This is a genomic window from Microcoleus sp. BROC3 (assembly GCF_036702515.1).
Classification (GTDB): Bacteria; Cyanobacteriota; Cyanobacteriia; order Cyanobacteriales; family Microcoleaceae; genus Microcoleus.
Genome location: NZ_JAUBTQ010000016.1, coordinates 95,648 through 117,970, shown reverse-complemented (window position 1 = coordinate 117,970; position 22,323 = coordinate 95,648). Strand labels below are relative to the sequence as shown.

At 45.6% G+C, this 22,323-nt stretch carries 17 protein-coding genes; 11 read left to right on the top strand and 6 right to left on the bottom strand.

From position 1 onward, the window contains the following. The first annotated feature begins 132 nt into the window (after positions 1-132). The 3 genes from QUB30_RS12850 (at position 133) to QUB30_RS12840 (ending at position 5,189) form a co-directional block, all read left to right on the top strand. Positions 133-972 carry a DUF1361 domain-containing protein gene (locus QUB30_RS12850; protein ID WP_333333724.1) on the top strand — a complete coding sequence of 280 codons (840 nt, stop codon included), beginning with the start codon at positions 133-135 and terminating at the stop codon, positions 970-972. Between the two features lie 296 nt (positions 973-1,268). Beyond that, complete coding sequence (locus QUB30_RS12845) at positions 1,269-3,236, top strand: ABC transporter ATP-binding protein/permease (protein WP_333333722.1); 1,968 nt, start codon at positions 1,269-1,271, stop codon at positions 3,234-3,236. Between the two features lie 309 nt (positions 3,237-3,545). Then, entirely contained in the window at positions 3,546-5,189 is a 1,644-nt protein-coding gene (locus QUB30_RS12840; protein ID WP_333333720.1) for an NB-ARC domain-containing protein, read from the top strand. A 67-nt stretch (positions 5,190-5,256) separates the two neighbouring features. On the opposite strand, the gene QUB30_RS12835 is transcribed toward QUB30_RS12840, so the two are convergent. Together QUB30_RS12835 and QUB30_RS12830 are read right to left on the bottom strand one after the other, a co-directional pair. Then, entirely contained in the window at positions 5,257-6,987 is a 1,731-nt protein-coding gene (locus QUB30_RS12835) for an NAD(P)H-quinone oxidoreductase subunit 4 (protein WP_333333718.1), read from the bottom strand. A 241-nt stretch (positions 6,988-7,228) separates the two neighbouring features. Beyond that, positions 7,229-8,158, bottom strand: coding sequence for an ADP-ribosylglycohydrolase family protein (locus QUB30_RS12830; RefSeq protein WP_333333716.1), 930 nt, complete (start codon positions 8,156-8,158; stop codon positions 7,229-7,231). A gap of 422 nt (positions 8,159-8,580) precedes the next feature. Here QUB30_RS12830 and minC point away from each other — a divergent pair, with 422 nt between their 5' ends. The 3 genes from minC (at position 8,581) to minE (ending at position 11,093) form a co-directional block, all read left to right on the top strand. Continuing rightward, positions 8,581-9,384 (top strand): septum site-determining protein MinC, encoded by an 804-nt coding sequence (minC, locus tag QUB30_RS12825; protein ID WP_333333715.1) that lies wholly within the window; start codon positions 8,581-8,583, stop codon positions 9,382-9,384. A gap of 302 nt (positions 9,385-9,686) precedes the next feature. After that, positions 9,687-10,493, top strand: a complete 807-nt coding sequence (minD, locus tag QUB30_RS12820; protein ID WP_006635273.1) for a septum site-determining protein MinD — start codon at positions 9,687-9,689, stop codon at positions 10,491-10,493. Between the two features lie 216 nt (positions 10,494-10,709). Further along, positions 10,710-11,093, top strand: a complete 384-nt coding sequence (gene minE / locus QUB30_RS12815) for a cell division topological specificity factor MinE (protein WP_445300490.1) — start codon at positions 10,710-10,712, stop codon at positions 11,091-11,093. A 336-nt stretch (positions 11,094-11,429) separates the two neighbouring features. Here the strand turns inward: minE and QUB30_RS12810 are convergent, their stop codons facing one another. After that, positions 11,430-12,599, bottom strand: a complete 1,170-nt coding sequence (locus tag QUB30_RS12810; protein WP_333333713.1) for a DUF58 domain-containing protein — start codon at positions 12,597-12,599, stop codon at positions 11,430-11,432. Positions 12,600-12,880: 281 nt separating this feature from the next. On the opposite strand from QUB30_RS12810, the gene QUB30_RS12805 reads away from it, so the two are divergent. The 5 genes from QUB30_RS12805 (at position 12,881) to QUB30_RS12785 (ending at position 20,601) form a co-directional block, all read left to right on the top strand. Further along, positions 12,881-14,161 carry a PilT/PilU family type 4a pilus ATPase gene (locus tag QUB30_RS12805; RefSeq protein WP_333333711.1) on the top strand — a complete coding sequence of 427 codons (1,281 nt, stop codon included), beginning with the start codon at positions 12,881-12,883 and terminating at the stop codon, positions 14,159-14,161. Between the two features lie 577 nt (positions 14,162-14,738). Further along, positions 14,739-16,370, top strand: coding sequence for a polysaccharide biosynthesis protein (locus QUB30_RS12800; RefSeq protein WP_333333709.1), 1,632 nt, complete (start codon positions 14,739-14,741; stop codon positions 16,368-16,370). 681 nt (positions 16,371-17,051) lie between these two features. Continuing rightward, positions 17,052-18,257, top strand: coding sequence for a glycosyltransferase family 2 protein (locus QUB30_RS12795; RefSeq protein ID WP_333333708.1), 1,206 nt, complete (start codon positions 17,052-17,054; stop codon positions 18,255-18,257). Positions 18,258-18,428: 171 nt separating this feature from the next. Further along, positions 18,429-20,297 carry an AAA family ATPase gene (locus tag QUB30_RS12790; RefSeq protein WP_333333705.1) on the top strand — a complete coding sequence of 623 codons (1,869 nt, stop codon included), beginning with the start codon at positions 18,429-18,431 and terminating at the stop codon, positions 20,295-20,297. Between the two features lie 55 nt (positions 20,298-20,352). Next, the gene (locus QUB30_RS12785; RefSeq protein ID WP_333333703.1) at positions 20,353-20,601 is read left to right on the top strand and encodes a DUF4926 domain-containing protein; all 249 of its coding nucleotides are present in this window, start codon (positions 20,353-20,355) and stop codon (positions 20,599-20,601) included. Positions 20,602-20,618: 17 nt separating this feature from the next. On the opposite strand, the gene QUB30_RS12780 is transcribed toward QUB30_RS12785, so the two are convergent. The 3 genes from QUB30_RS12780 to QUB30_RS12770 form a co-directional block, all read right to left on the bottom strand. Next, complete coding sequence (locus QUB30_RS12780) at positions 20,619-20,903, bottom strand: DUF5615 family PIN-like protein (RefSeq protein WP_445300489.1); 285 nt, start codon at positions 20,901-20,903, stop codon at positions 20,619-20,621. Between the two features lie 43 nt (positions 20,904-20,946). Beyond that, the gene (locus QUB30_RS12775) at positions 20,947-21,153 is read right to left on the bottom strand and encodes a DUF433 domain-containing protein (RefSeq protein WP_445300493.1); all 207 of its coding nucleotides are present in this window, start codon (positions 21,151-21,153) and stop codon (positions 20,947-20,949) included. 606 nt (positions 21,154-21,759) lie between these two features. Then, positions 21,760-22,314 carry an NYN domain-containing protein gene (locus tag QUB30_RS12770; protein WP_242722119.1) on the bottom strand — a complete coding sequence of 185 codons (555 nt, stop codon included), beginning with the start codon at positions 22,312-22,314 and terminating at the stop codon, positions 21,760-21,762. Positions 22,315-22,323 lie beyond the last annotated feature (9 nt).

The following is a 22,323-nucleotide window of genomic DNA, read 5'->3' as shown; positions in this document are numbered from 1 at the left end:
GGTGCGTCAGCAGTTGTTGATTTTCAGGGGCGGAGCGATAAGCTGAGGCACCCTACAAATTAACGACTAAAATAGATTGAAGCTGCTAAGGAAGCGGTGCTGCATCAAACCTTTAAGTGTATAAAAATTGACATGATGGGATTAATCCTGGAAGCGCTCGAAGCAATGGGACACAATGTCCGCTGGATGTCTTGGAATTTGTTTTTGAGTTTAGTACCGCTGGGCCTGAGTTTTTGGCTGTTCCGCAAACCCCGATCGCGCTGGCTGCTGTGGGGTACTGCCTTTCTCCTAGGCGCTACTTTTTTGCCCAGCACGCGCCATGTTTTGAACTATCTGAAGCACATTGTGCAAGATGTGGGCAAAACTTACCTTTTGGGGGCGATCGCGATTACCCTGGCGCTGATGGCTTTAGACATCTGGGTACTGCGGCAGCGCGGAGTTCGCTCTCTCCGCTGGTGGGGCGGTTTTTTCTGGTTTATCGCATTTTTGCCCAATGCGCCCTACGTTTTAACTGATATCATTCACCTGATCGAGCAGATTAAAGAGGGGAACTCGGTGTGGACTGTGACTCTAGCTTTGATCCCGCAGTATCTGGCGTTTATGCTGATCGGGTTTGGGGCTTACGTGCTGTCGGTGATGAATTTGGGTTACTATTTGAAGCAACAGGGTTGGAGTAAATTTATCCTGGCAACGGAGATAACTATACACGCACTTTCGGCGATCGGCATTTATTTAGGGCGATTTATCCGCTTCAACAGTTGGGACATTCTGACTAACCCCGATGCGCTGGTTAACACCGTAATGAACGATTTGATTGGCAAGCGTCCGGTTTTAGTAATGGCTGTAACCTTTTTAGTAATTGCTGGTTTGTATTGGGTAATGAAACAAGTAATTTTAGGAGTTAGCCAGCGATTTTACAGGAGCCAATCGCAGTCCGAGTTGTCCCCCGAAAGCGCGAGTTCTTCCAGCTAGAATGATTTGAGATTGGCTCCACAACTAACGTCCAAACTTTTTTGCTCTCCCGCCGCCCGAATTTCTATACAAGTGTAGCAACAGCCCTGACGATGAGGAAGTTTTTAACTGTTGAAACTCTTGCTTTTATTGTATTGGGCATAGATGCCTTCCGATCCGACTGCCGAAAGACTAATGCTATATCAGTCTTTCGGTTATACCAAATTGTTAGCTAAACTCTTGAATAAATTACTGCGGCAAGGGGTAATAAAACTTGATATGTTAGAACAGTCGAAGTAGTTTTGTAAAAAGTAAAGATGAATCGATTTGACCGTCAATTGTGGGAAAGATTTATTGCGATCGCCCAACCTTACTTTTATCCTTTAGAGCCGGGAGGCGGCAGAATTTTTTTAGGATTAGTGGCGCTGTTGTTGATATTTCTGTTCGCTGCGATGTTTGTGGCTGTCAGTGTTGTCAGTTTGGGTGCTCAAGTCTTATTTCCAGAGGCTTTTAACGGGGTTGCGGCTGGCTTAGCTACTTTGATTAAAGGGATTATATACTCACCGAAAATTGCGATTGTTGGTTTAATGCTAATTCTCCCAATGGCTGCTTTTGTCTTTTTTAGAAGCAAGTTGATACCGCGCTGGAAGCAGTGGACAATGTTAGCTCTGCTGCTATTTTTGTCGCTGTCAGTTAGCGGGATTAACGTAGTCATTAGCTATATTAGTAATTTTTTCACGACAGCGCTGGCTGAAAAAGATCAGATTACTTTTTGGCGGTTTATGTGGGTTTATGCTGGAGTGTTTATTATCGGTACCCCGATAGTTGTTATTTACGGGTATACCCAAGATAAACTGGGATTGTACTGGCGAGAGTGGATGACTGATAGTTTCCTGGGTAGTTATTTTCAAAATCGCGCTTATTACGAAGTAAATTCTCAGAAAGAAATCGACAATCCAGACCAGCGAATAGCTGAAGATATCAAATCCTTTACGAGCACGAGTTTATATTTTTTGCTGCTGATGTTGGGAGCAGTTATTGATGTTATTTCATTTACGGGTATTCTTTGGTCTATTTCTAAAAATCTTTCGATAGGACTAATCATTTATGCTGTCTTTGGGACGACAGTTATGGTGACTTTTGGCAAAAAGTTGATATTTTTGAACTTCAATCAGCTCTCCACAGAGGCTGACTTTCGCTATGGATTGGTTCACATTCGGGACAATGCAGAATCAATTGCTTTTTACCGGGGAGAAGCACAGGAATCTGTTCAGGTAAAACACCGATTTTTAGAAGCAGTTCGGAACTTTAATTTCCTAATTGGTTGGCAGCGGAATCTGGGATATTTTAGAGTTGGCTATAGATATGCAACTTATATTATTCCATCTTTATTCCTGGCTTCTATCTACTTTGCCGGTGAGATCAGATACGGCGACATTACTCAAGCTGAATTTGCTTTTCGTCAGGTTTCAGAAGCATTTTCTTTGATTGTATATAATATTGAAAGCTTGAGTTTATTTGCAGCGGGAATTAATCGTCTAGCTACGTTTAATGAGTATTTAAAACATGAAAAAAATGCTGTTAAGTTCGACGAAATTAGAACAATCGATACAGTAATAAGTTCGCAATTGACATTGGAACACGTTACTTTAGATACTCCGAAGCATCAAAAGACTTTAATTAGCGATTTGTCGGTAGCCGTGTCGCCAGGGGAAGGACTGTTAATTGTCGGTCAAAGCGGTGCTGGGAAGAGTTCTTTGCTGCGAGCAATTGCGGGTTTGTGGGAATCGGGAACGGGCCGTTTGGCGCGGCCGGAACTCGGAGAAATGCTGTTTTTGCCGCAGCGTCCTTATATGATTTTGGGTAGTTTGCGATCGCAACTTTTGTATCCCAACACCAGCAGCGAGGTTGATGAGGAAAAATTGCGCCGCGTTTTGGCATCAGTAAATTTAGCAGATTTGCCCGACAGATTGGGCGGTTTTGATGCCGATTTAGATTGGGGTGAGATTTTGTCGCTGGGAGAACAGCAGCGTTTAGGTTTTGCTAGATTGTTCTTGACGGAACCGAGATACGCTATTTTGGATGAGGCGACAAGTGCTTTGGATTTGAAGAACGAGCAACATTTATACGAGCAGTTGCAAGCCACTAAAACTACGTTTGTAAGTGTCGGCCACCGATTGAGTTTAGCGAAATATCACCACCAGGTTTTGGAACTTGTGGGCGATGGAAGTTGGCGGCTGCTTTCGGCCCAAGAATACCGCGCTAGTGCGAAGGTTTTTGGGTGATATAGCGCTGCTTTCAGGGATTGTCAATCTACCCGGTTGTGGGGAAAGCGGTGGGTGGAGGCGCGGTTGGAGATTTATAGTTGGGTTGTACAGATTAATCGCCGCGCCTCCACCCACCCTACAATAGGTTCTACTAAAGTTGTATTCTTTTTTTGAAGTGGTATCACGATCGATCATTTGGTATAAATATCTAAAACTGCCCCAACAAAAAGCAAGCTGAACTTTGGCAGATTCGATTTAATTGCTCGCCCGCGAGAACTCACACAATATAATAGAAGATAGATTTTTAGTACAGGCGAGATTCCTACCTTGACTACTCCGATTCCTCAAAACTTTGTGCAAACGATCGCCAAGGATCGCGGCGTCACAGATGCCGAGTTAGAAACAGTTTTTATGGCTCTCGACGGTCAATCTACGGCGACAATTGCAACCAAGCTTGGCATTAGCGACATCGCGGTTCGCAAAAGACTCGGCGAAGTTTACAAAAAGTTTCAAATCGGGGGGAACGGCCCTGGAAAGCTTTCGGAATTGAGGCATCAGTTGCTGTTTTCATACCACACCGATCGGGGAACGAGCGATTTTAGTCGAGGTAAAGGATCTCTATTCAACCTGGCGGCCGGGGGCCGACAGCAAGATTGGGGTCAAGCACCGGATGTTTCGGTTTTTTACGGACGGACTGAAGAATTAACTACTTTAAAGCAGTGGATCGTATCAGATAATTGTCGCTTGGTAGCGCTGCTGGGTTTGGCTGGTAGCGGCAAAACAACTCTGTCGGTGCAGTTGGCAAAACAGCTACAGAATGAGTTTGATTTTGTGATTTGGCGATCGCTGCGATCGACACCAGCACCATCCGACTTCCTAAGTAACTTAATTGAACTTTTTTCTAACCAACAAAAACCCGATCTGCCGCTAGCCGAGCCCTCGAAGATGATCGACCTCAACGGCCAAATTTCGCGCTTGGTCGAGTATCTGCGCAAGCACCGCTGTCTGCTAATTTTAGACGATTTTGAAGCGGTTCTCAGACCCGAAGAACTAGCGGGACACTACCGCGAAGGCTGGGAAGGATATCGAGATTTAATTGTGCGGCTCTGTGAAGTCAATCACAATAGCTGTGTAGTGCTAGTTAGTTCGGAAGAACCTACGGAACTGGCTTTGCTGGGCGGAGAAAAAGTTCGGTCTTTAAAACCTGCGATTTCCGAGGAAATTGCCCGGGAAGTTTTCCAAGAAAAAGGTTTGTCGGCTCAATATCTAGAGTGGAAAATCTTGTTATCCCGGTACGGAGGCAATCTGTTAGCGTTAAAGATTGTAGCGACAACAATTCACGAGTTTTTTGAGGGGAATGTTTTAAAGTTTTTGGAAGCAACGGCGTTATTTATTGAAGAACATATCAGCAATTTGCTGGCCCAACAGTTCGATCGGATGTCGAGTTCTGAACAAGAGATTGCCTACTGGATGGCTATTGCTCAAAGCCAGATTTCTCTGGCGACTTTGCGAGAACAGATGTTGGTCAATTCCTCGCTTTCGGATTTGCTGCAAAATCTCGATTCTCTGGGTCGTCGCTCGCTGATTGACAAAATCAGTGAGGGTGGGGAAACTGTTTTTCTGCTTCAGCCTTTGATCGTGCAATATGTGACCGACAGATTAGTCGAGCAAATTCGATCGGAGGTTTTGGAGACAGTTAAGACGCAAGGAATAGAAAGAATGGGGCTGTTGAAAACTCACAATTTGAGCGTCAATATTGCTAAAGGACAAGGGGGGAAAGAGGCTCGAAGCCGCTCTATTTTAGAATTAGTAAAAAATCGATTGCAAGTGTTGTTTTTGAAGACGACAGGCTCTGAAGAACCGCTAAATATCTTGAATAAAGTTGCCTCCGAGCTGGAGGATAAATCGATTCTTGAGGTGGGATATGCTAGGGAGAATCTGGCGGCAATTATTTCGGAACTTCAGTCTTAAGAAAAAAGCGATCGCCCTTTGACAAAAGCGATCGCCCAATTTTCAACACAAACAGAATTCGATAAAATTATTTGACAATTCCAAAAACCGATGCAGATTCAGACCCTGTAATTTTGCCCAAAGTCGGCGCTTTTTGAGCTTGGGCAATTTTGGGAACCAAAAATCCCTTCGCATAAATCTGAGGATTGTCTTGAGCGATTTGGATATAAGATTGACGGACTGTGGCGTTCACTGCCACAGTCTTCGCGTCGTAAACTTGCATCGCCATGTTGGGATAAAAACCAATGCCGACAATCGGTATCAAAAAGCAAAATGCGATCGCCACTTCCCGAGGTTTAGCATCAATAAACGGTGCATCACCAGGCAAAACGCAACTATTACCAAAACAAACCGCTTCATCCAGATTGTTTCTCTGATTTTGCAAATTTAGATCCTCAAGGTCGCAAGCCGCTAGTGTCCCACAGTTGTAAAATAACTGTCGCAGCATCGAGAGCAAATAAATCGGCGTCAAAATCAATCCCACTGCCGCCAGGAACACTGTCACCGCGCGGAAAGAACCGCTGTACATATCGCTAGTTGCGACGCCCACAAACACTGAGAGTTCGCTAGCAAAACCGCTCATTCCGGGGAGTGCCAAGGATGCCATCGCGCCTGCGGTAAACAAGGCAAATACTTTCGGCATGACTTTTCCAATCTCGCCCATCTCGTCCATGATCATTGTATGGGTGCGATCGTAAGTAACGCCAGCCAGGAAAAACAATACTGAGGCGATTAAACCGTGGGAAATCATTTGCAACAGCGCCCCGTTGATTCCCAAATCCGTGAAGGAAGCAATACCCAGCAGCACAAATCCCATGTGAGAAATCGACGAATTCGCTAAGCGGCGCTTCATGTTCGATTGGCCGAAGGAATTCAGCGCGCCGTAGATAATATTGACCACGCCGAGCACCGCCATAATCGGTGCAAAGTAAACGTGTGCTTGGGGAAGAAGTTCCAAATTCAGGCGAATCAGTCCGTATCCGCCCATTTTCAGCAACACACCTGCCAGAATCATCGACACGGGAGAAGATGCTTCACCGTGGGCGTCAGGTAGCCAAGTGTGGAAGGGGAAAATCGCCAGTTTCACACCGAAGGCAATCAGCAATCCCGCATAAAGCAGTAATTCTAAACCCAGTGGGTAGTCCTTCAAGCCTAGTTCTACCATGTCGAAGGTGGGGGTGCCTCCGCCGTAGAATGCCATTGCTAAGGCAGCTATCAAAATAAAGATGGAAGCGCCCGCGGTGTAAATCAAGAATTTGGTAGCTGCGTAGCGGCGGTTTTGTCCGCCCCAAATCGAGATTAGCAGGTACACCGGAATTAGTTCTAGTTCCCAGACAATGAACAGCAGCATGATGTCTTGGGCGACGAACACTCCTATTTGTGCGGAGTACATCACCAGCATCAGGAAGTAGAAGAGTTTCGGCTTGCGATCGACTTCCCAGGCTGCAAAGATTGATAGTGTCGTCACCAATCCCGCCAACAGTACCAGCGGAACTGAGAGTCCGTCAACGGAAACAGACCAGTTGAGGCCTAAAGAAGGTATCCAGGAATATTGTTCTACGATTTGGAAACTAGAGATACTCGGATCGTAATGAGTCCAAAACACCCAGCACATTAATAAAAAATCTGCAATACCTACGCCTAGCGCATACCAGCGCACGGTTTTGCCGTCTGTATCGGGCAGAAAAGGGATGGCGAGGGAAGCTAGGAGGGGTAGGATGACTATTGCGGTCAGCCAAGGAAATTGATCCGCTATCATGATAGTGAGAATAAATACTTAGTTGGAAGTTACCAAGATTATAATACTAAATGTAATCAAAAATTAAGATTTGTAAATAAATCTTTTTTTTAGAGATATGCGGAGTTAATCCGCTAAACACAACTTGCTGCAAAAGTCAAGAAGTTTTGCAGTTATTTAGTCATTAGTCGCAGTTTAGCGGTTGACAATTACCGATGACCGATTACTCTGTTGCCATGCAGTGGAAAACTGTGGTAAACATTCAGATCGATCGAGATAAAGTCAAGAGTCGATCGGCAAAAGATGCAATTAAAGGGAGATACGCCAATTGCGATCGCCATTTTTCCGGTATTCCCCCCTCCCCGTAAAAAGCCCCCGCCAATTGTCCGTAAACCGCACCAGTAGTATCCGCATCGTCGCCCAAATTCACAGCCAACAAACAGCCTTCGGCAAAAGAAGAACTGTTGTAAAACGCCCAAAGTGCCGCCTCCAAAGACTTGACAACATAACCCGTACCTTTTATTTCAGGAGGTTGTCGCAGTTTAAAAGAACCCGCCGCAATCTCATCAATCTCTGCCACCAGCGGATTTGCTGCCCAATATCCAGAAATCGGACAATATCTTTCCGAAAGCAACACATCTTTAGCAACTCCATTAACCGCCCCCGCAATTAAAGCACCAAAATAGCGGCAAGCATCCACACAAGTAGCAGCAGCGTGAGTAGTTCTCGAACTTTGTCCAGATTTTTCTATGACTTCCAAAGGATTTGTAGCATAAAACAAAGGCACGGGAGCCAAGCGCATAATCGAACCATTTCCAGCAGTCCCAGCATCCGTAGAACCACAGAAAGGTTTTCTTGTATCTTCAAAATTCCAAAGAGCTTGCTGCACCGTATTGCCAATATCAAAACATTCACCAGTGCTGCTCAAATGTCCGTCTGTACTCCACCGCAGATATGTTTCTAACTGATGGACAGGATCGAAACCTTGTTTCTCAATCAAACTTTCAGCCAAACAAAGCGCCATCGAAGTATCATCAGTCCACTCGCCCGGTTGCAGTTGAAACGGGCCGCCGCCAACCATATTGTTAATAGGCGCAAACGTTCCAGGGCGGCAGAACTCTAAAGTTGTTCCCAAAGCATCGCCCACTGCTAAACCTAGAAGACTGCCGCGATAACGTTCTATTTGTTGCATAACGTAATTTAAAATTAATAATTAGTAAGCGCTATTGAATTCAAAAATATTTTTATCTGCATCTGATCTGCGTGCATAACAATCGATGCCAAACTTGTCAAATTCTATCTTTCTCTCTTCTCCTAATTCTCTTTCTCTGTGTTCTCTGCGTCCTCTGCGGTTCATTTAAAAAAAATCTCGTTCACAATCGATACCAAATTTGTGAACTTCTCTCATTCTCTCTTCTGAACTCTTAATTCTCTTTCTCTGTGCCCTCTGCGCCCTCGGTTAATTAAAACAAAATCTTGTTCACAAACGAAATAGAATTGCCCTAACTGCCGTTAAAAATAAAAAAACAAGACTTTCCCCCCAAATGCTGAGCCAAAAGACGACTCAGGCTAATATTGATGTTAACCTGTCCCTACCCGAGATCAAACTGTCCCATGACACCCGATGCCTCCGCCGCAGCCGCTGCTGCCGCCCCTCAATCAACACCCGAAGTCAGCTTGGAGTTGCAAGTCCGACTCAAGACAGAAGACGGACAGCTACTGTTGCTACTCCCCCCAGAAACCAACAGCGAACCTGCAACAGCTTCCGCCTCGACTTGGACTGAACTTTGGCAGCAGCTAAAAGTCAGGCTGAATGCGGGAGAACGCTTTTGGCAGCCAAACGCAGAAGTACAATTGATGGGGAGCGATCGACTTTTAGATATCCGCCAACTGCAAGAAATCGCCGATGCCCTCTCCGAAGTCGAACTGCAACTCAAACGAGTCCACACCAGTCGCCGCCAAACCGCCGTTGCTGCTGCTACGGCAGGCTATTGTGTAGAACAGCAGCCTCCGGTTTCTTCCCTGAATAAAGCCGCAGCCGAAAAACCGCAATCCCTGGCGGAACCTTTATATTTGCAGATGACAGTGCGATCGGGCGTAGAAATTCGTCATCCAGGCACCGTCGTACTTTTGGGAGACGTAAATCCCGGCGGCTCAGTCATCGCCGGAGGCGATATCCTAGTTTGGGGCCGTTTGCGGGGAGTCGTGCACGCCGGTGCCGGTGGCAACACCAAAAGCGTGATTATGACCTTGCAGATGGAACCGATGGTGATTAGGATTGCTAAGTATGTTGCCAGAGGCCCAGAAACCTCACCCGCTCAATTTTTCCCGGAAGTCGCCTACGTGACGCCTCAAGGGATTCGGATCGGTAGAGCCTCTGATTTTGACAAATCGCAGTTAGTTGGGGGTAATGAGTAATCGATAATTGGTAATTGGTCATTGTTAATGGGTAATTGTTAATACTATTTCTCTTTAAGCCTGCACTAGATCATTTTTGCCTTGGGTAAATCAGTCACTAAAAGACGATTTGAAAAATCAGTGCAAATTCATAGATAATTAGTAGAACTAGGAGAGTATTGAGTGTTGAGTTAATTCACTGAATAACAGATTACTGCAAAATTCCCAAAGAATAATTGCCAATTATCAATTACCAATTCCCAATTACTAATTCCCAATTACCAATCACCAATTTCCAATTCCCAATAAATCTAAAATCGCTTATGGCTCGCATTATTGTTGTTACATCAGGGAAAGGCGGGGTAGGAAAAACCACCTCCACAGCCAATCTCGGCATGGCTTTAGCTAAGCGGGGGCGCAACGTTGCCGTAATTGATGCCGATTTCGGTCTCAGAAATTTAGACTTGCTGCTGGGCTTAGAAAATCGCATTGTTTACACGGCATTAGAAGTTCTCGCAGGAGAGTGCCGGTTAGAGCAAGCTTTGGTGAAAGATAAGCGGCAGCCGCGCTTGGTGCTGTTGCCGGCGGCCCAAACTCGGATGAAAGATGCCATCAGCGCCGAGCAAATGAAGCAGCTTGTGGGGATGTTGGGAGCAAAATACGACTATATTTTGATCGACTCTCCTGCTGGAATTGAACAAGGTTTTCAAAATGCGATCGCCCCGGCTCAAGAAGGCATAATTGTCACCACTCCCGAAATCGCTGCTGTCCGCGATGCCGATCGAGTCATCGGCCTGCTGGAAGCCAACAACGTCAAGAAAATCAACCTGATCGTCAACCGGATCAGACCCGCAATGGTGCTGGCAAATGATATGATGTCGGTGCAAGACGTGCGGGAAATCCTCGCCATTCCGCTGTTAGGCGTCGTTCCCGACGACGAGCGCGTCATCGTTTCCACCAACCGAGGAGAACCATTAGTATTGTCGGAAACGGCCTCTTTAGCTGGAACTGCCTTCGACAATATTGCCCGCCGCTTAGAAGGCGAAAAAGTTGATTTTCTAGATCTCAATCCCCGTCGGGAAAACTTCTTTACTCGCCTCCGCAAGTTCTTAAATACTAAAATTATGTGATGTGCTTATTGGCGATCTGTCTTCAAAAGCAGCAACTGCATCACAGAAACTAGCCGAGATTTTCCTCCAGTGATACCAGTTCCCCAAAAAAATGAAACTGTAGGTCAACTCCAAACCCTTAGGGAATGAGTGATTCCCCAATCGAAAATCGAAAATCGAAAATCGAAAATGGTATGACCTTTTCTATGCCTAACCCTTGACAAACCCGCCCGACCCATGATATACACTCTTCTCGAACGACTTTTCCCGCGCACCCCTGACAACAGCCGCGACGAGGTAAAACGTCGCCTCAAACTGGTTCTAGCCCACGATCGCTCAGAACTCAGCCCAGAAATGGTTGAGTCGATGCGCCGAGAAATTCTAGAGGTGGTATCTCGCTACGTGGAAATCGATACCACCGGGTCTGAGTTCTCGCTGGAGAGCGACCAGCGGGCCACAGCACTGATTGCAAATCTCCCGATCCGGCGAGTCAGGCTCGAACATCCACCGGAGAATTTGCCCCAGAATTTGCCCCAGAATTTGCCCCAGAATCGGCCCGAGAATCGGCCCGAATATGTACCGGAGTATGTAGTCGAAACTCTCCCCGACACGAGAGATTAACAGGGATTGAGATTTTATTGTCAGGCAAAGAGTTCGATCGAGCCGATCGGCATTTAAATTAAACTATCTCTCTAGAATTAAAATATTGTGGTGGGCACTCTTAGCCGACCCAAAATATGTGATGACAAAGGGGAAAACTTTCTGATATCTGAAAACTCATGAAGTTAATCTTCTAAGACTTACGCATGGGGCCCCAGAAATCGGCTTTCTTACGAAAAGACGCCTTGTAAGCCGCAGATTTGGTGGTAAACAACCCGGTTTCGAGGAGTCGTGGTGCGTAAGTGCTGTCTTCATCACTACTCGCTCTTTCCAGAAGATATTGCGTCCCGGACTATCTTAATAACTAATCGCTCTTTCCAGAGGATCTTGTAACTGTAGTTCTAACGGTCGGCCGGAGCGAATTTCTAAACCTGGCAACTCATATTTGACTAATATTTTTTCGCCTGTTTCAGCAGTTGCTAACGGCCAGAGTACCCAGCGGCTGCCTGGGGAAAGAGTGCTTAAAGTTGCAGAGTTTTGAGTCAGCCAAATTATCGGCAGTTTCGGCCGATTCTCAACCGCATCTTCCCCAGCATTAACCGCAGCTAAAGTTTCCAAAACTACGCGGTTCCCCGAGACGAGTCCCGTCCCGGCCGTCCAAAGTTTGACGTTTAACAGGCGCTTGCTAGCATAGAAGTACAGGGATGCAGCTACAGTCACGGCTCGTTCAAATTCTTCTGGCTGCCACGCCGCAGCGCTGTCGAGAGCAATAATAATTTCTTGACCGCCTGCTGCAACTTCTAACTCTCTTACCCGCAGTTCTCCGTAGCGGGCGCTGGTGCGCCAGTGAATCAGGCGGGTTGGGTCTCCGTGGCGGTAAGGTCTGAGGTTGCGGGTGAGACCTTCGGTGGCAGTTTGCGATCGACTGCGATTGTAAAATTGCGGGCTGTCTTCTTGACCGATGCGATCGATCAAAGGGCAAGAGCTCAACGGCAAAACCTGCGGATAGACAACCGCCACCGCTTTGACGGGGCGGCTGCGCCGGCACCAAAACAACCCTAAAGGCGCTGCCGTCCTCAAGTTTACCTCTTGCCAGCGATAGACGCCGCGCTGCCGGACTTCTAGATAGTATGTATCCCTGTATATACTGTTAGGCTCTATGACTTCGATCGGGCGGACGATCGGTTCTCCAAGTACAAACGGCAAGATGTCTACTATTTGCAACAGAGTCTTAGGTTCGCGGGCGCGATTTTCGATTTCTAGTTCGACGGTGATTCGATCGCCCGCACTCACCGGTTCGATCGGGCGGCGGCGGACTTCCAAGGCACGAAGCGATTTTCCCGGCAAAACCGCTGCTACTCCCAACAACGCCAAACTCCCACCGCTGAGGGCGTACAACCATCCAGACATTGTATTAGTCGCAGACCCAAAAAAGAAAACCGTCATCCCCGAGAGCAGCCAACCCGCGTAGGCAGGGGTAACAGCGCGATTTTCGAGCCAGTCGGCAATTTTGTGACCGATGTTCATAGGAGTTTAAATTGTTAATTACTCGATCGCCCCATCAAGCCTAATTGTAAAATATTCTCAGGATTTAGCACCGAATTAGCTGCGAGCCATTAGATTAGAAATCGGGCATTTTTTCGCAATAAATCACATTGACCCCGCCCAAAAACGGATACAAGCCCCCGACAATCAGTCAGGGTCGATCCCCAAATTTTAGACTCTAGTTCCTGCTCCCAGATTAATCTGTGGAGTAAATCTAAAATCTAAAATCTAAAATCTAAAATAGACTGACTGGAGACCAAAAAATGAACCCATTAAACAATCCTACACCCGTTCAACCAGAGGCTCAAGCCCGCCGACGAACACCGCCGCCGCCGCCGCCCTTGGCTGCAACTCCCCCGCCTCCTGCACCCGCGCCTGCTGCGCCCCCAGCCCAGCAGCAGCGGCCAGTCGAGACACCCGTCAGTACGATCGAACAAATGGTCAGAGATGCCCATAGCGCCTCGGCTTCCGACATTCACATTAGAGTCGGCCAAGTACCTCGATTTCGGATTCGGGGTGTCATGCAAGTAGCAACAACCCACCCCAAAGTAACGCCAGAAATTTTTGAACATTACCTAGCCGAAATTCTCACCCCCGAACAGCGAAAACAGTTTGCAACTACCAAGGAATTAGATTCAGCAATTTTTTACCCTGGCTTCGTGCGGTGTCGGCTAAACTGTTTTGATTCCCTCAGCGGCGGTGCCATAGTATTGCGGTTGATCAGTTTGGAAATACCTACTATCGATTCCTTGAGGTTGCCAGAAGTTTTCAAAAATATCATTTTGCGATCGCAGGGATTAATATTGGTTACTGGGCCTACCGGTTCGGGGAAATCGACAACCGTAGCTGCGATGATCGACCACCTCAATCAGATGGAGCAGAAGCACGTAGTTACAATTGAAGACCCGATCGAATTCATTCACCCTTCTAAAAAATGCTTGGTCAGCCAGCGGGAAGTCGGCTTGCATACCCACGAGTTTCAGCAGGCTTTGCGGGCTGTTTTGCGGGAAGATCCGGATGTAATTCTGATCGGGGAAATGCGCGATCGCGTTACCATCAATACAGCGTTGCAAGCAGCTCAAACGGGTCACTTAGTATTGGGAACTCTCCACACTCGCAGCGCCATTAACGCTCTTAATCGGTTGTTGAACCTCTACCCGCCCGAAGAACAACAGGCGATGCGGATTCAAATTTGCGATTCTTTAGTCGCGGTAATTGCCCAACTTTTGCTGCCAACAGTTGACAACCGTCGGGTAGCAGTTCACGATATTTTGGTGAATACACCTGCCATGCACGATTACTTGATGAAAGGTGCTGATGATGAAGCTTTCCGATTAATGGAACACGATACTTACGAAGGAATGCAGATTATCAACCAGGGTCTTTACAAACTGGTGCTTGAAGGCAGAGTGACGATCGAAGAAGCAGCAAAAACTTCTCCCGAAGCCAGCGATTTAGACCGCCGCTTGCGGACAGGAGGCTACGATGTTGGGGACGCTCGCGGCTTTGAAGGCAGCAAAAAAGAACGCATCGTTCGCGCCTAGTAGCACGACACATACAGGGGTAGGCACAGCAGGACTACCCCACCCCTCAAGTAGCAATTTTTTCAGCAGACGCAAATATTGGGCGCTGTTGTGCGTATTATTACTTAAAACAATTACCTTTTTTAGTAGCAGAACATACATTTCTTTAATAAATAAAATGCTATTATCCATGTCAAGTATATTGTTAAGTTTTTTAAACACCGACCCTACTTTACATTAACTTTAAAATTGCGTGAAAACTCGCAGGTGATTGCAAAGAAATAGTAAAGATATGTTCAGAGTATTGCCAACAGTCAGCAACTTAAGTTTATAGTTGTAGAGACAAATTTTAGACAGAGAAGGTTCCGACTTGGCCGACCGCAAAAGTAAGCAGGTAAAAAAAGCGCTTAATAAAACTACAAGTAGGCTTAATACAAGTAATTAGTAGCAGACCCGATCGCGTGTCTTTCCGATTAAGTAGCTTTCAGTCTAAAAAATCCTAAATCTAGACAGGCTTTTAAAGATTCTGTCCATCAAAAATCTGTTTAACAATTTTGAATCAGCAACCGTATTCCTAGAAATTAAAGGAGACCAAAAAGTGAAGAGTGCATTTAACCCCTCAGAAGTGTTTGAAGGTGCCAGCAAAGCAGAAATCATCGATCGCATCCAGCAGCTAGTTCCCCCGGGTTCCCCGGAACCGCAACATCCTGAAATTCTCGCGGCATTACAAACTCTCACCGCACAGCTAATCGCAGCTTATCAAGCCGACGGACAATTAGAAAGCGAACCTTTTAGCGACGTGCGGGGTCGCACCATTCACCTATACGCATCCGCAGTCAGTAGCAAAATCAAAGGAAAAAGCATCCTCATTACCGGTGGAGAAGGATGTGTCGGCAGTTTCTTAATCGAAAAACTCCTCGAACTAGGCGCAACGAAAATCATTTCCGCAGACAGCGCCCGATGCCAAAACCCTGAAGAAAATCTCCCGCTTTTTACCAGAGAAGGTGCAGTAACTTTCTATGCCGCCGACATTCGCAACTTCGAGGCGCTGAAACACATATTTGAAGTAGAAAAACCAGAAATTGTTTTTCACCTAGCTGCCCAACGCCAACCCGGACTCGCTGAAATCAAAATCAGAGAAACAGTTACAACCAGCCTGTTAGGATGTAAACACATCATCCAACTGTGCGAAGAATACGGCATAGAACACTGCATCTTCTCTTCCACAGGCAAAACATCTCGATATTTTACAACCGAAGTTTACGCCGCCTCGAAGAAATTTGCCGAATGGCAATTTGCCAAAGCAGCTCAAGAAGGAGATGTTACTTATGGGATGGTTCGCTTTACTCATATGTTGGAAAATAGCTTGTTTTGCGAGCAAATGTCCAACAAAGTAAAGCAAGGTAAAACAGTCAACGTTCACGCTCCCCACCGCTACGTAACCGCTCAAAATCTTGTCGAAGCCGTACATTTATTGCTGAATTCGCTGGTTGTGTCCGTTCCCGGAAAACTGAAATTTGTCGCAGTGAGTAATCTCGGGTGGCCGACAGAAACCTTGGAAGTAGCTCTTTATAAAATTCTTGAATCAGGCAAAAATCTGCCGATTTATTTTCAAGGACTTTTGCCGGGATACGAAGAACCGTTTTTTCTGGGACAGTTTGACTGGAAAAAACCTACAGACATTCACCTCTTAATTAATGTTCTGGAAGATCCTTTTAGAATTATTGACGATGCTGGCGATATGGTGAGTGTAGAATTAGCTCCTTTTTCTTTGCGCGTGTTAGATAAACAAGTGTCGAAGCTGGAAAGCTTAATCAGCGATCCAGCTTTCCCGGAAGTGCAAATCAAGCACGCTCTTGTCGCAGCGGAAAAAGAAGTGATTGCTTCCTCTTTTGCGTGGAGCTCGCCCCAAGACTTGTTGAAGATTTTGCAGTGGGGAATCAATCCGAAAAAGTTGCAAGGTTACGGAACGGAAATCGCTGACTACAGGGAGATTATCGAGCTCCTCCTGCAAGGAATATACGGGCGGCTTAACCAAGAAGTCTTGAACAGTGCTGGAGTTACTGCTGATGAATTTGATGACTTAGTTGAGAGTCTTTATACGCTGGATTCTATTCAAGCAGAAGTGGGATATTTGCGATCGGTGTCGAGATATCTCAGAGAATTTGCAGCCCCCGCACAGTTCACCACCAAAAAATCTGAACCTGTTGCGATCCGCGATGCAGCGTAGCTTGAAAATAGTTTTGAGTTTGGAGATGGCTTCCTGAGTGCCCACCCACAGGGGATGAATGAGTTATATCAATTCCGGTTGCATTAGCGAAATGATTGTTGACTGTTGACTGTTGACTTTTGACTCGGGGTCGAAAAACTGAATGGTTGAGTGTTAACTTTTGACTCGATTTTATGATTGCTATGTAACCGGATTTGATGTTAAACATCGATTAAGTGTTTAGTTGATTAAAAATAGAACACCCTGAAACCTGGTTTCTTTTAGAAACCGGGTTTCTCCAGTTTGGGCTTCTTTGAGGTTTAATTAAATTGAGTGACTTAACATTGTCATAAGTGACATGATATGATATTACAGCGTATTCCAGGTTTATGAAGTAGGGACACGGCAGGGCGTCGTGTCCCTACGGCGGGATAGATCGATAGGCGGGTGTCCTTCATAAACGTGGAATCGGCTGTATTTGCGATCGCACAACCGAAATCAAATTAATTTGTAGTGAGGACGCCCGTCCTAGTAGTTTTATGAGGACTTAAGTCTAGACAACAAAGGTGATAACGGTGATTGTTTCAGGGCATGATACGATCGTACTTTAGATAGCTTTGTGCATTGAGTTAACCAAGGTGCAATTAGATTAAAGAAACTCAATGAACGCCACGAATAAAATTAAATTAAGGTACTAGAATTGTGGAAATTAATCAGCTACTGTTCCTATTGATTGATGTTGTGCTATGGGCGATCGCCCTGATCCTTCTCATTCCCGTTGCAGTTCTATTTCTAGAATGCAGTGCAGCTTTCTTCTCCGGCTTCGGGTCCACAGCGGAAACTAAAGCGCCCCGCCCCAAAGTAGCAGTTTTAATTCCTGCCTACAACGAAGCAGCAGGAATTGCCGCCACCATCTCCACCATATTGCCGCAGCTAACACCTCAAGACCGCCTGTTAGTGATTGCTGACAACTGCACGGACGCGACGGCAGAAATCGCCCGCAACTGCGGTGCAAGTGCGATCGAGCGCCAAGACGCACAGCGCAAGGGCAAAGGATACGCACTGGATTTCGGCTTGCAGTCGATCGAATCAGACCCCCCCGAAGTAGTCATCATGGTTGACGCAGACTGCATCTGTCAGCCAGACTCTATAGAAAAATTAGCCCGGGTTGCAGTTGCTGAACAAAAACCAGTGCAAGCAACTTATCTCATGGAACAGCCACCAAATCCTACTCCGAAAGATTCCATTTCTGCTTTAGCATTTCTAGTTAAAAACTTAGTCCGTCCCAGCGGATTAAAACAGTTAGGATTTCCATCATTGCTAACAGGTACTGGCATGGCTTTTCCCTGGTCGATAATTCGATCGGTTTCCCTAGCTAGCAGCAATATTGTTGAAGATATGCAGATGAGTTTGGATTTGGCGATCGCCGGACATCCAACCGTATTCTGCCCCGAAGCAAACGTCACCGGGTGTTTGCCACAGCAGCAGCAAGCAGCTAAAAGTCAAAGAACCAGATGGGAACACGGCCACATACAGACATTGTTAACTCAAACTCCCCGGCTGACAGCCGCTTCACTCGAGCAAAAACGTTTTGACTTATTGGCGATCGCCCTCGACTTATCCGTCCCTCCCCTATCGCTTTTAGTGGCTATTTGGCTAGCCGCTTTTGCCGCCTCATTACTAGCAGCAACCTTGGGAACATCGCCGATTCCTGCTATCTTGTTAGGAGTACAAGGACTGCTAATTTTAGTTTCAATTGTCAGCGCTTGGGCAAAATTCGGGCGTGCCGATATTTCCGGCGCAACTCTTTTATCCGTACCTTTTTACATCCTTTGGAAAATCCCTTTGTATCTGGGTTTTCTCCTGAAGCGGCAAACTAAATGGGTGCGGACAGAACGCGATGTTTAATATTCGGTAGTATTCGGTAGGGTGCGTCAGCCACATAGTTGACGCAACTACAAAATCTCGTTTCTGACGCACCTTACGAAGAATAAACGGGTGCGGACAAAACTAGATATTTAATTAGTATCAACTGCAAATTCAGCAAACGACTCTTTTGTCTCTAGTGAATCTAATCTCATGTACTTTAAGCACATTAGTCTGATAAACGTAGGTCCAATTGAAAAAATTAACTATGATTTTCCATTTACCAATGATGGAAATCCTAAACCGCTTATTTTAGTTGGTACAAACGGCTCTGGTAAGAGTATTCTTCTTTCCTACTTGTTGAATGCTCTAATGGCTGCACAGCAGGTTGCTTTTGATAATCCAGAGGTAGAACAAGGTAACGTCTATAAGCTTCGCAGCTCCCAGTACATAAGAAATGGCTCGATGTACAGCTATGCAAGGGTGAACTTTGGGTCTGATTATAGTTGCTATGAGTGGCTGCTTGCTCGCCTACGAGAAGATTATGTGAAAAGCTTTGGTGAGCCAGAAATCGACATTTCATTTGGGGAGATTCCTTTGCATGAAACATCACTATTCAACACAAATTTTACTTATAATCCAGTAGAAGTGTCGAAACAGTTCGGAAGCAATTGCGTATTATACTTTCCGGCAAATCGCTTTGAACAACCAGCATGGTTAAATGAGCAAAATCTTAATGCGACAGCGGAGTTGATCGAGCGTAAAACAATAAACAGAGTCTCAAATCGCTGCATTATTCAGCAATCGCCACTTACTGTATCTAAAAATTGGCTTATGGATATTCTTTTAGATAAAATGATTTACGATCTAAAAACATCACCGTTCCCTGTCCAGTACGATCCTAGCCGAATACTTCCCATAATGCCTCAAATATTGTGGTATTGGGGAAGTTCTACCAATATTTGGGATGCCACCACACAACTTATTAAACTAATTTTTAGAACAGAGGATAATATTCGCTTTGGAATCGGGCCACGGCAGAATCGCACTATATCTATAATGAAGGATAATGAGACGGCATTCATCCACAATATTTTTCAGCTCTCGACAGGTCAAACATCAATTCTCAACATTGTATTATCGATTTTACGAGACTTTGATATGTCTGGTGCACCATTTGAAAAATTAGAAGATGTGAGTGGAGTAGTTATTATTGACGAAGTTGATGCACATTTGCACGCCGACTTACAGTGCAATCTGTTACCAACAGTCATTAATATGTTTCCAAAAGTTCAGTTTATTCTCACTACTCACTCACCATTGTTTTTGTTAGGAATGAAAACACAATTTGGCGAGAGTGGATTTGAAATTTTGTCTGTTCCAGCAGGGTTGAAGATTGGTAGTGAGGAATTTGAGGAATTTCAATCTGCTTTTGATTTTTATAAGAAATCAGATACATTTCGACACAAAATTGCTGAGGTAGAGCAAGCCCGAAAACCCGTTATTTTTGTTGAGGGCGACTACGATATTAAATATTTAAATAAAGCTGCTTTGCTTCTGGGTAAAGAATCGATTTTAGACCAGATTATTTTGTGTGATGGTGACGGCTATGGCAATCTCGACAATATTGGGAAATCCTTCAATAATAGGCTAGCGATAGCTTTGCCAAAAATCATTGGTCTAATATACGATTGTGATACAAAGAAGCAACCCTCTGACAAGGATATGGTTAAGAAACGTGTTATACCCACAGTTTCTGATAGTCCTATCTCAAAAGGGATTGAAAACTTAATCCCAGCAAAGAGGATTAACGAGCTTCGAGAATCACATCCTCAGTTTTTTGATATAACACCCGAAGTGCAAAAAACTGTTCGTGGACAACCAGAGATCCAGCCAGAGATTTGTGAGATAAATAAGTCTGAGAAGCGAAATCTGTGTGAATGGTTATGTACACACGGCACTATGGAAGATTTTGTTCAGTTTAAAGTTGTATTCGATTTAATTGAAGATATCGCTGGGCTAGCTAATCAACAATTTGTATCGCTAGAAGATGCTAGACAAACAGTGGTAGATTATCATTGACTTGTTATATAATCCACATTCCGCACCCGCTGTATAGTGCCTGGAGGTGATAAGAGTGGCAAAGAATACAGTCAAATTGCTAGATGTTGTTGGCTTAACTGTTGACCTTCCTGAATACAACCTGTGGCGCGGACAAGTTGGGACAGTGGTTGAAATGTTGGCTGATGGTGCAGCGTTTGAGGTTGAATTTAGCGATCGCAACGGGCGCACTTATGAGTCTCTTGGACTGCCAAGAGAGAAAATCATGGTGTTGCACTTCGAGCCAGCATCACCTGATATCAAGCCTGAGATAGTTACAGCGTAAGCAGGACTACTCTTGAATCAAGGAAGCTCTAAGCAGTGAATGGTAGAATTACTTAAAAGCTCTTGAATCGCTTCTTCTCCAGAGCGGATCAGAGTTTCAACTTGATTGGTGGGTGCGTTTCCACATCTTAACCAGACTACTTTCGGTGGAGAACTATACAGCCGACTTCTTTCCGTAAAGTCTGCATCTTGAGTCACAATACAGAAATGGTTCAACTTAGCAAAATCCCAGATTTCTGTATCTGTTTTCTCTGCTAACCCATGCAACTTAACATGACTAGCATTAGGGAAAATATCAGCCAAGCGAGTAACTAATTTTCGGCTCAGATTTGATCGAAGAGTATTTTCAAGCGGCACTCACCGAAGCAACTAAACGATGATCGCGATCGGCCACAAACTCTAGACAGGCTCTAATGTCTGTTTCTGTCAGTTCTGGGAAGTCGTCAATAATCTCAGTAATAGACATTCCAGAAGCCAGCCAGCTCTGAACATCGTAAACAGTAATCACCATCCGACGAATGCAGGGCTTGCCACCTCGCTTATCCGGCTCTATGGTGATGATGTCGCGATAGCTCTTGATACAGGTAAAGTGTTTGCATCTACATTATAGAAAAACATATCGGAAAATAAAAACAAAAAATCTGAAGCTGGAAACTTCCAACTTCAGACTTTTACTAACTCCCCGGGTAGGATTTGAACCTACGACCAATCGGTTACACTTATCCCAACGTTTCCGAAGGGCGCGGACTATTTCATCATCCCTACAAATCATGTTTGTGATTTGTCGTCGGATGTCAGGCGCTATGAGATTTATTGGTTAGGCTCCTCATCTCTAGTCTCTGCACCTTTCCGGCTACTTGCGATCGCAACCGCTGCCTTTCGCCAGACTTGGCTCAAGATTGCCGCCACCCGAAGTGCTGCGGTTTCCTTGAATTCACCCGATTTTTCAGTATCCGTTACCGGATAGAGCTGCTATGTCACTAGGGCTTTTGGTTGATGCCAAAGGCTTGCATTCATTACAGCCGACCGCTCTGCCACTGAGCTACCGAGGATTGGGGGTTTTTGTTACCCACATTTACTAACAATAGCTGAACTTACTCGATTTGGCAAGGCCTTTGATAAACTTTTTTTTTGTCAGACAGCGAACGGGTTTCAGCAGCTAATGCAGCCCCATTCTCAACTTGGCGAGGCGCTGCTGCGATTCAGGATCGAGGGAATTGGCGAGAAAGCGACTGGAGTTGTGTTTGCGGGATTTGTGCTGGCGCTCGCTGCGGCGGGCAGTGGATTCTACGTCAGCCGCTAGTTGTTCGGCGGACATCCATTCGGCACCGTAGCCGACTACGGTCAATTGCTGCGCTCGGTCTGAGGTGGCGACAATCATGCGGCCTTTGCCTTTGACCGATCGCAACTCGTAGCGCAAACTAGCACAAGATTTTTCAATATAGGTATCTGCTGTCTGACCGAAGTCAGTGTAGTGCACTGATAAATTTTTAGTAATAATTTCTTTAACGCCGGGAGTATCTCGATAGTGCGCGTCAAACACCAGTCGAGCCTCAAAATCTTGAACGGCGCTGTAGTTAACTAAAACCTCAATTAACTCGCGGCGAGCTGTTTCGAGTTCGTCGCGATCGCGCTTCTCTCGAAGTCGAGGCCATAGTCCAATTATGTTATAGCCGTCTACAAGTAAAACTGCTTGCGATACATAGGGTGACATGGTTCAAGG

What these genes read in the sequence shown, in the direction of transcription:
- QUB30_RS12850 (WP_333333724.1), top strand. Translation starts at nt 133, where the DNA reads ATGATGGGATTAATCCTGGAAGCGCTCGAAGCAATGGGACACAATGTC.
- QUB30_RS12845 (WP_333333722.1), top strand. Translation starts at nt 1,269, where the DNA reads ATGAATCGATTTGACCGTCAATTGTGGGAAAGATTTATTGCGATCGCC.
- QUB30_RS12835 (WP_333333718.1), bottom strand. Translation starts at nt 6,987, where the DNA reads ATGATAGCGGATCAATTTCCTTGGCTGACCGCAATAGTCATCCTACCC.
- QUB30_RS12830 (WP_333333716.1), bottom strand. Translation starts at nt 8,158, where the DNA reads ATGCAACAAATAGAACGTTATCGCGGCAGTCTTCTAGGTTTAGCAGTG.
- minC (WP_333333715.1), top strand. Translation starts at nt 8,581, where the DNA reads ATGACACCCGATGCCTCCGCCGCAGCCGCTGCTGCCGCCCCTCAATCA.
- minD (WP_006635273.1), top strand. Translation starts at nt 9,687, where the DNA reads ATGGCTCGCATTATTGTTGTTACATCAGGGAAAGGCGGGGTAGGAAAA.
- minE (WP_445300490.1), top strand. Translation starts at nt 10,710, where the DNA reads ATGATATACACTCTTCTCGAACGACTTTTCCCGCGCACCCCTGACAAC.
- QUB30_RS12810 (WP_333333713.1), bottom strand. Translation starts at nt 12,599, where the DNA reads ATGAACATCGGTCACAAAATTGCCGACTGGCTCGAAAATCGCGCTGTT.
- QUB30_RS12805 (WP_333333711.1), top strand. Translation starts at nt 12,881, where the DNA reads ATGAACCCATTAAACAATCCTACACCCGTTCAACCAGAGGCTCAAGCC.
- QUB30_RS12790 (WP_333333705.1), top strand. Translation starts at nt 18,429, where the DNA reads ATGTACTTTAAGCACATTAGTCTGATAAACGTAGGTCCAATTGAAAAA.
- QUB30_RS12770 (WP_242722119.1), bottom strand. Translation starts at nt 22,314, where the DNA reads ATGTCACCCTATGTATCGCAAGCAGTTTTACTTGTAGACGGCTATAAC.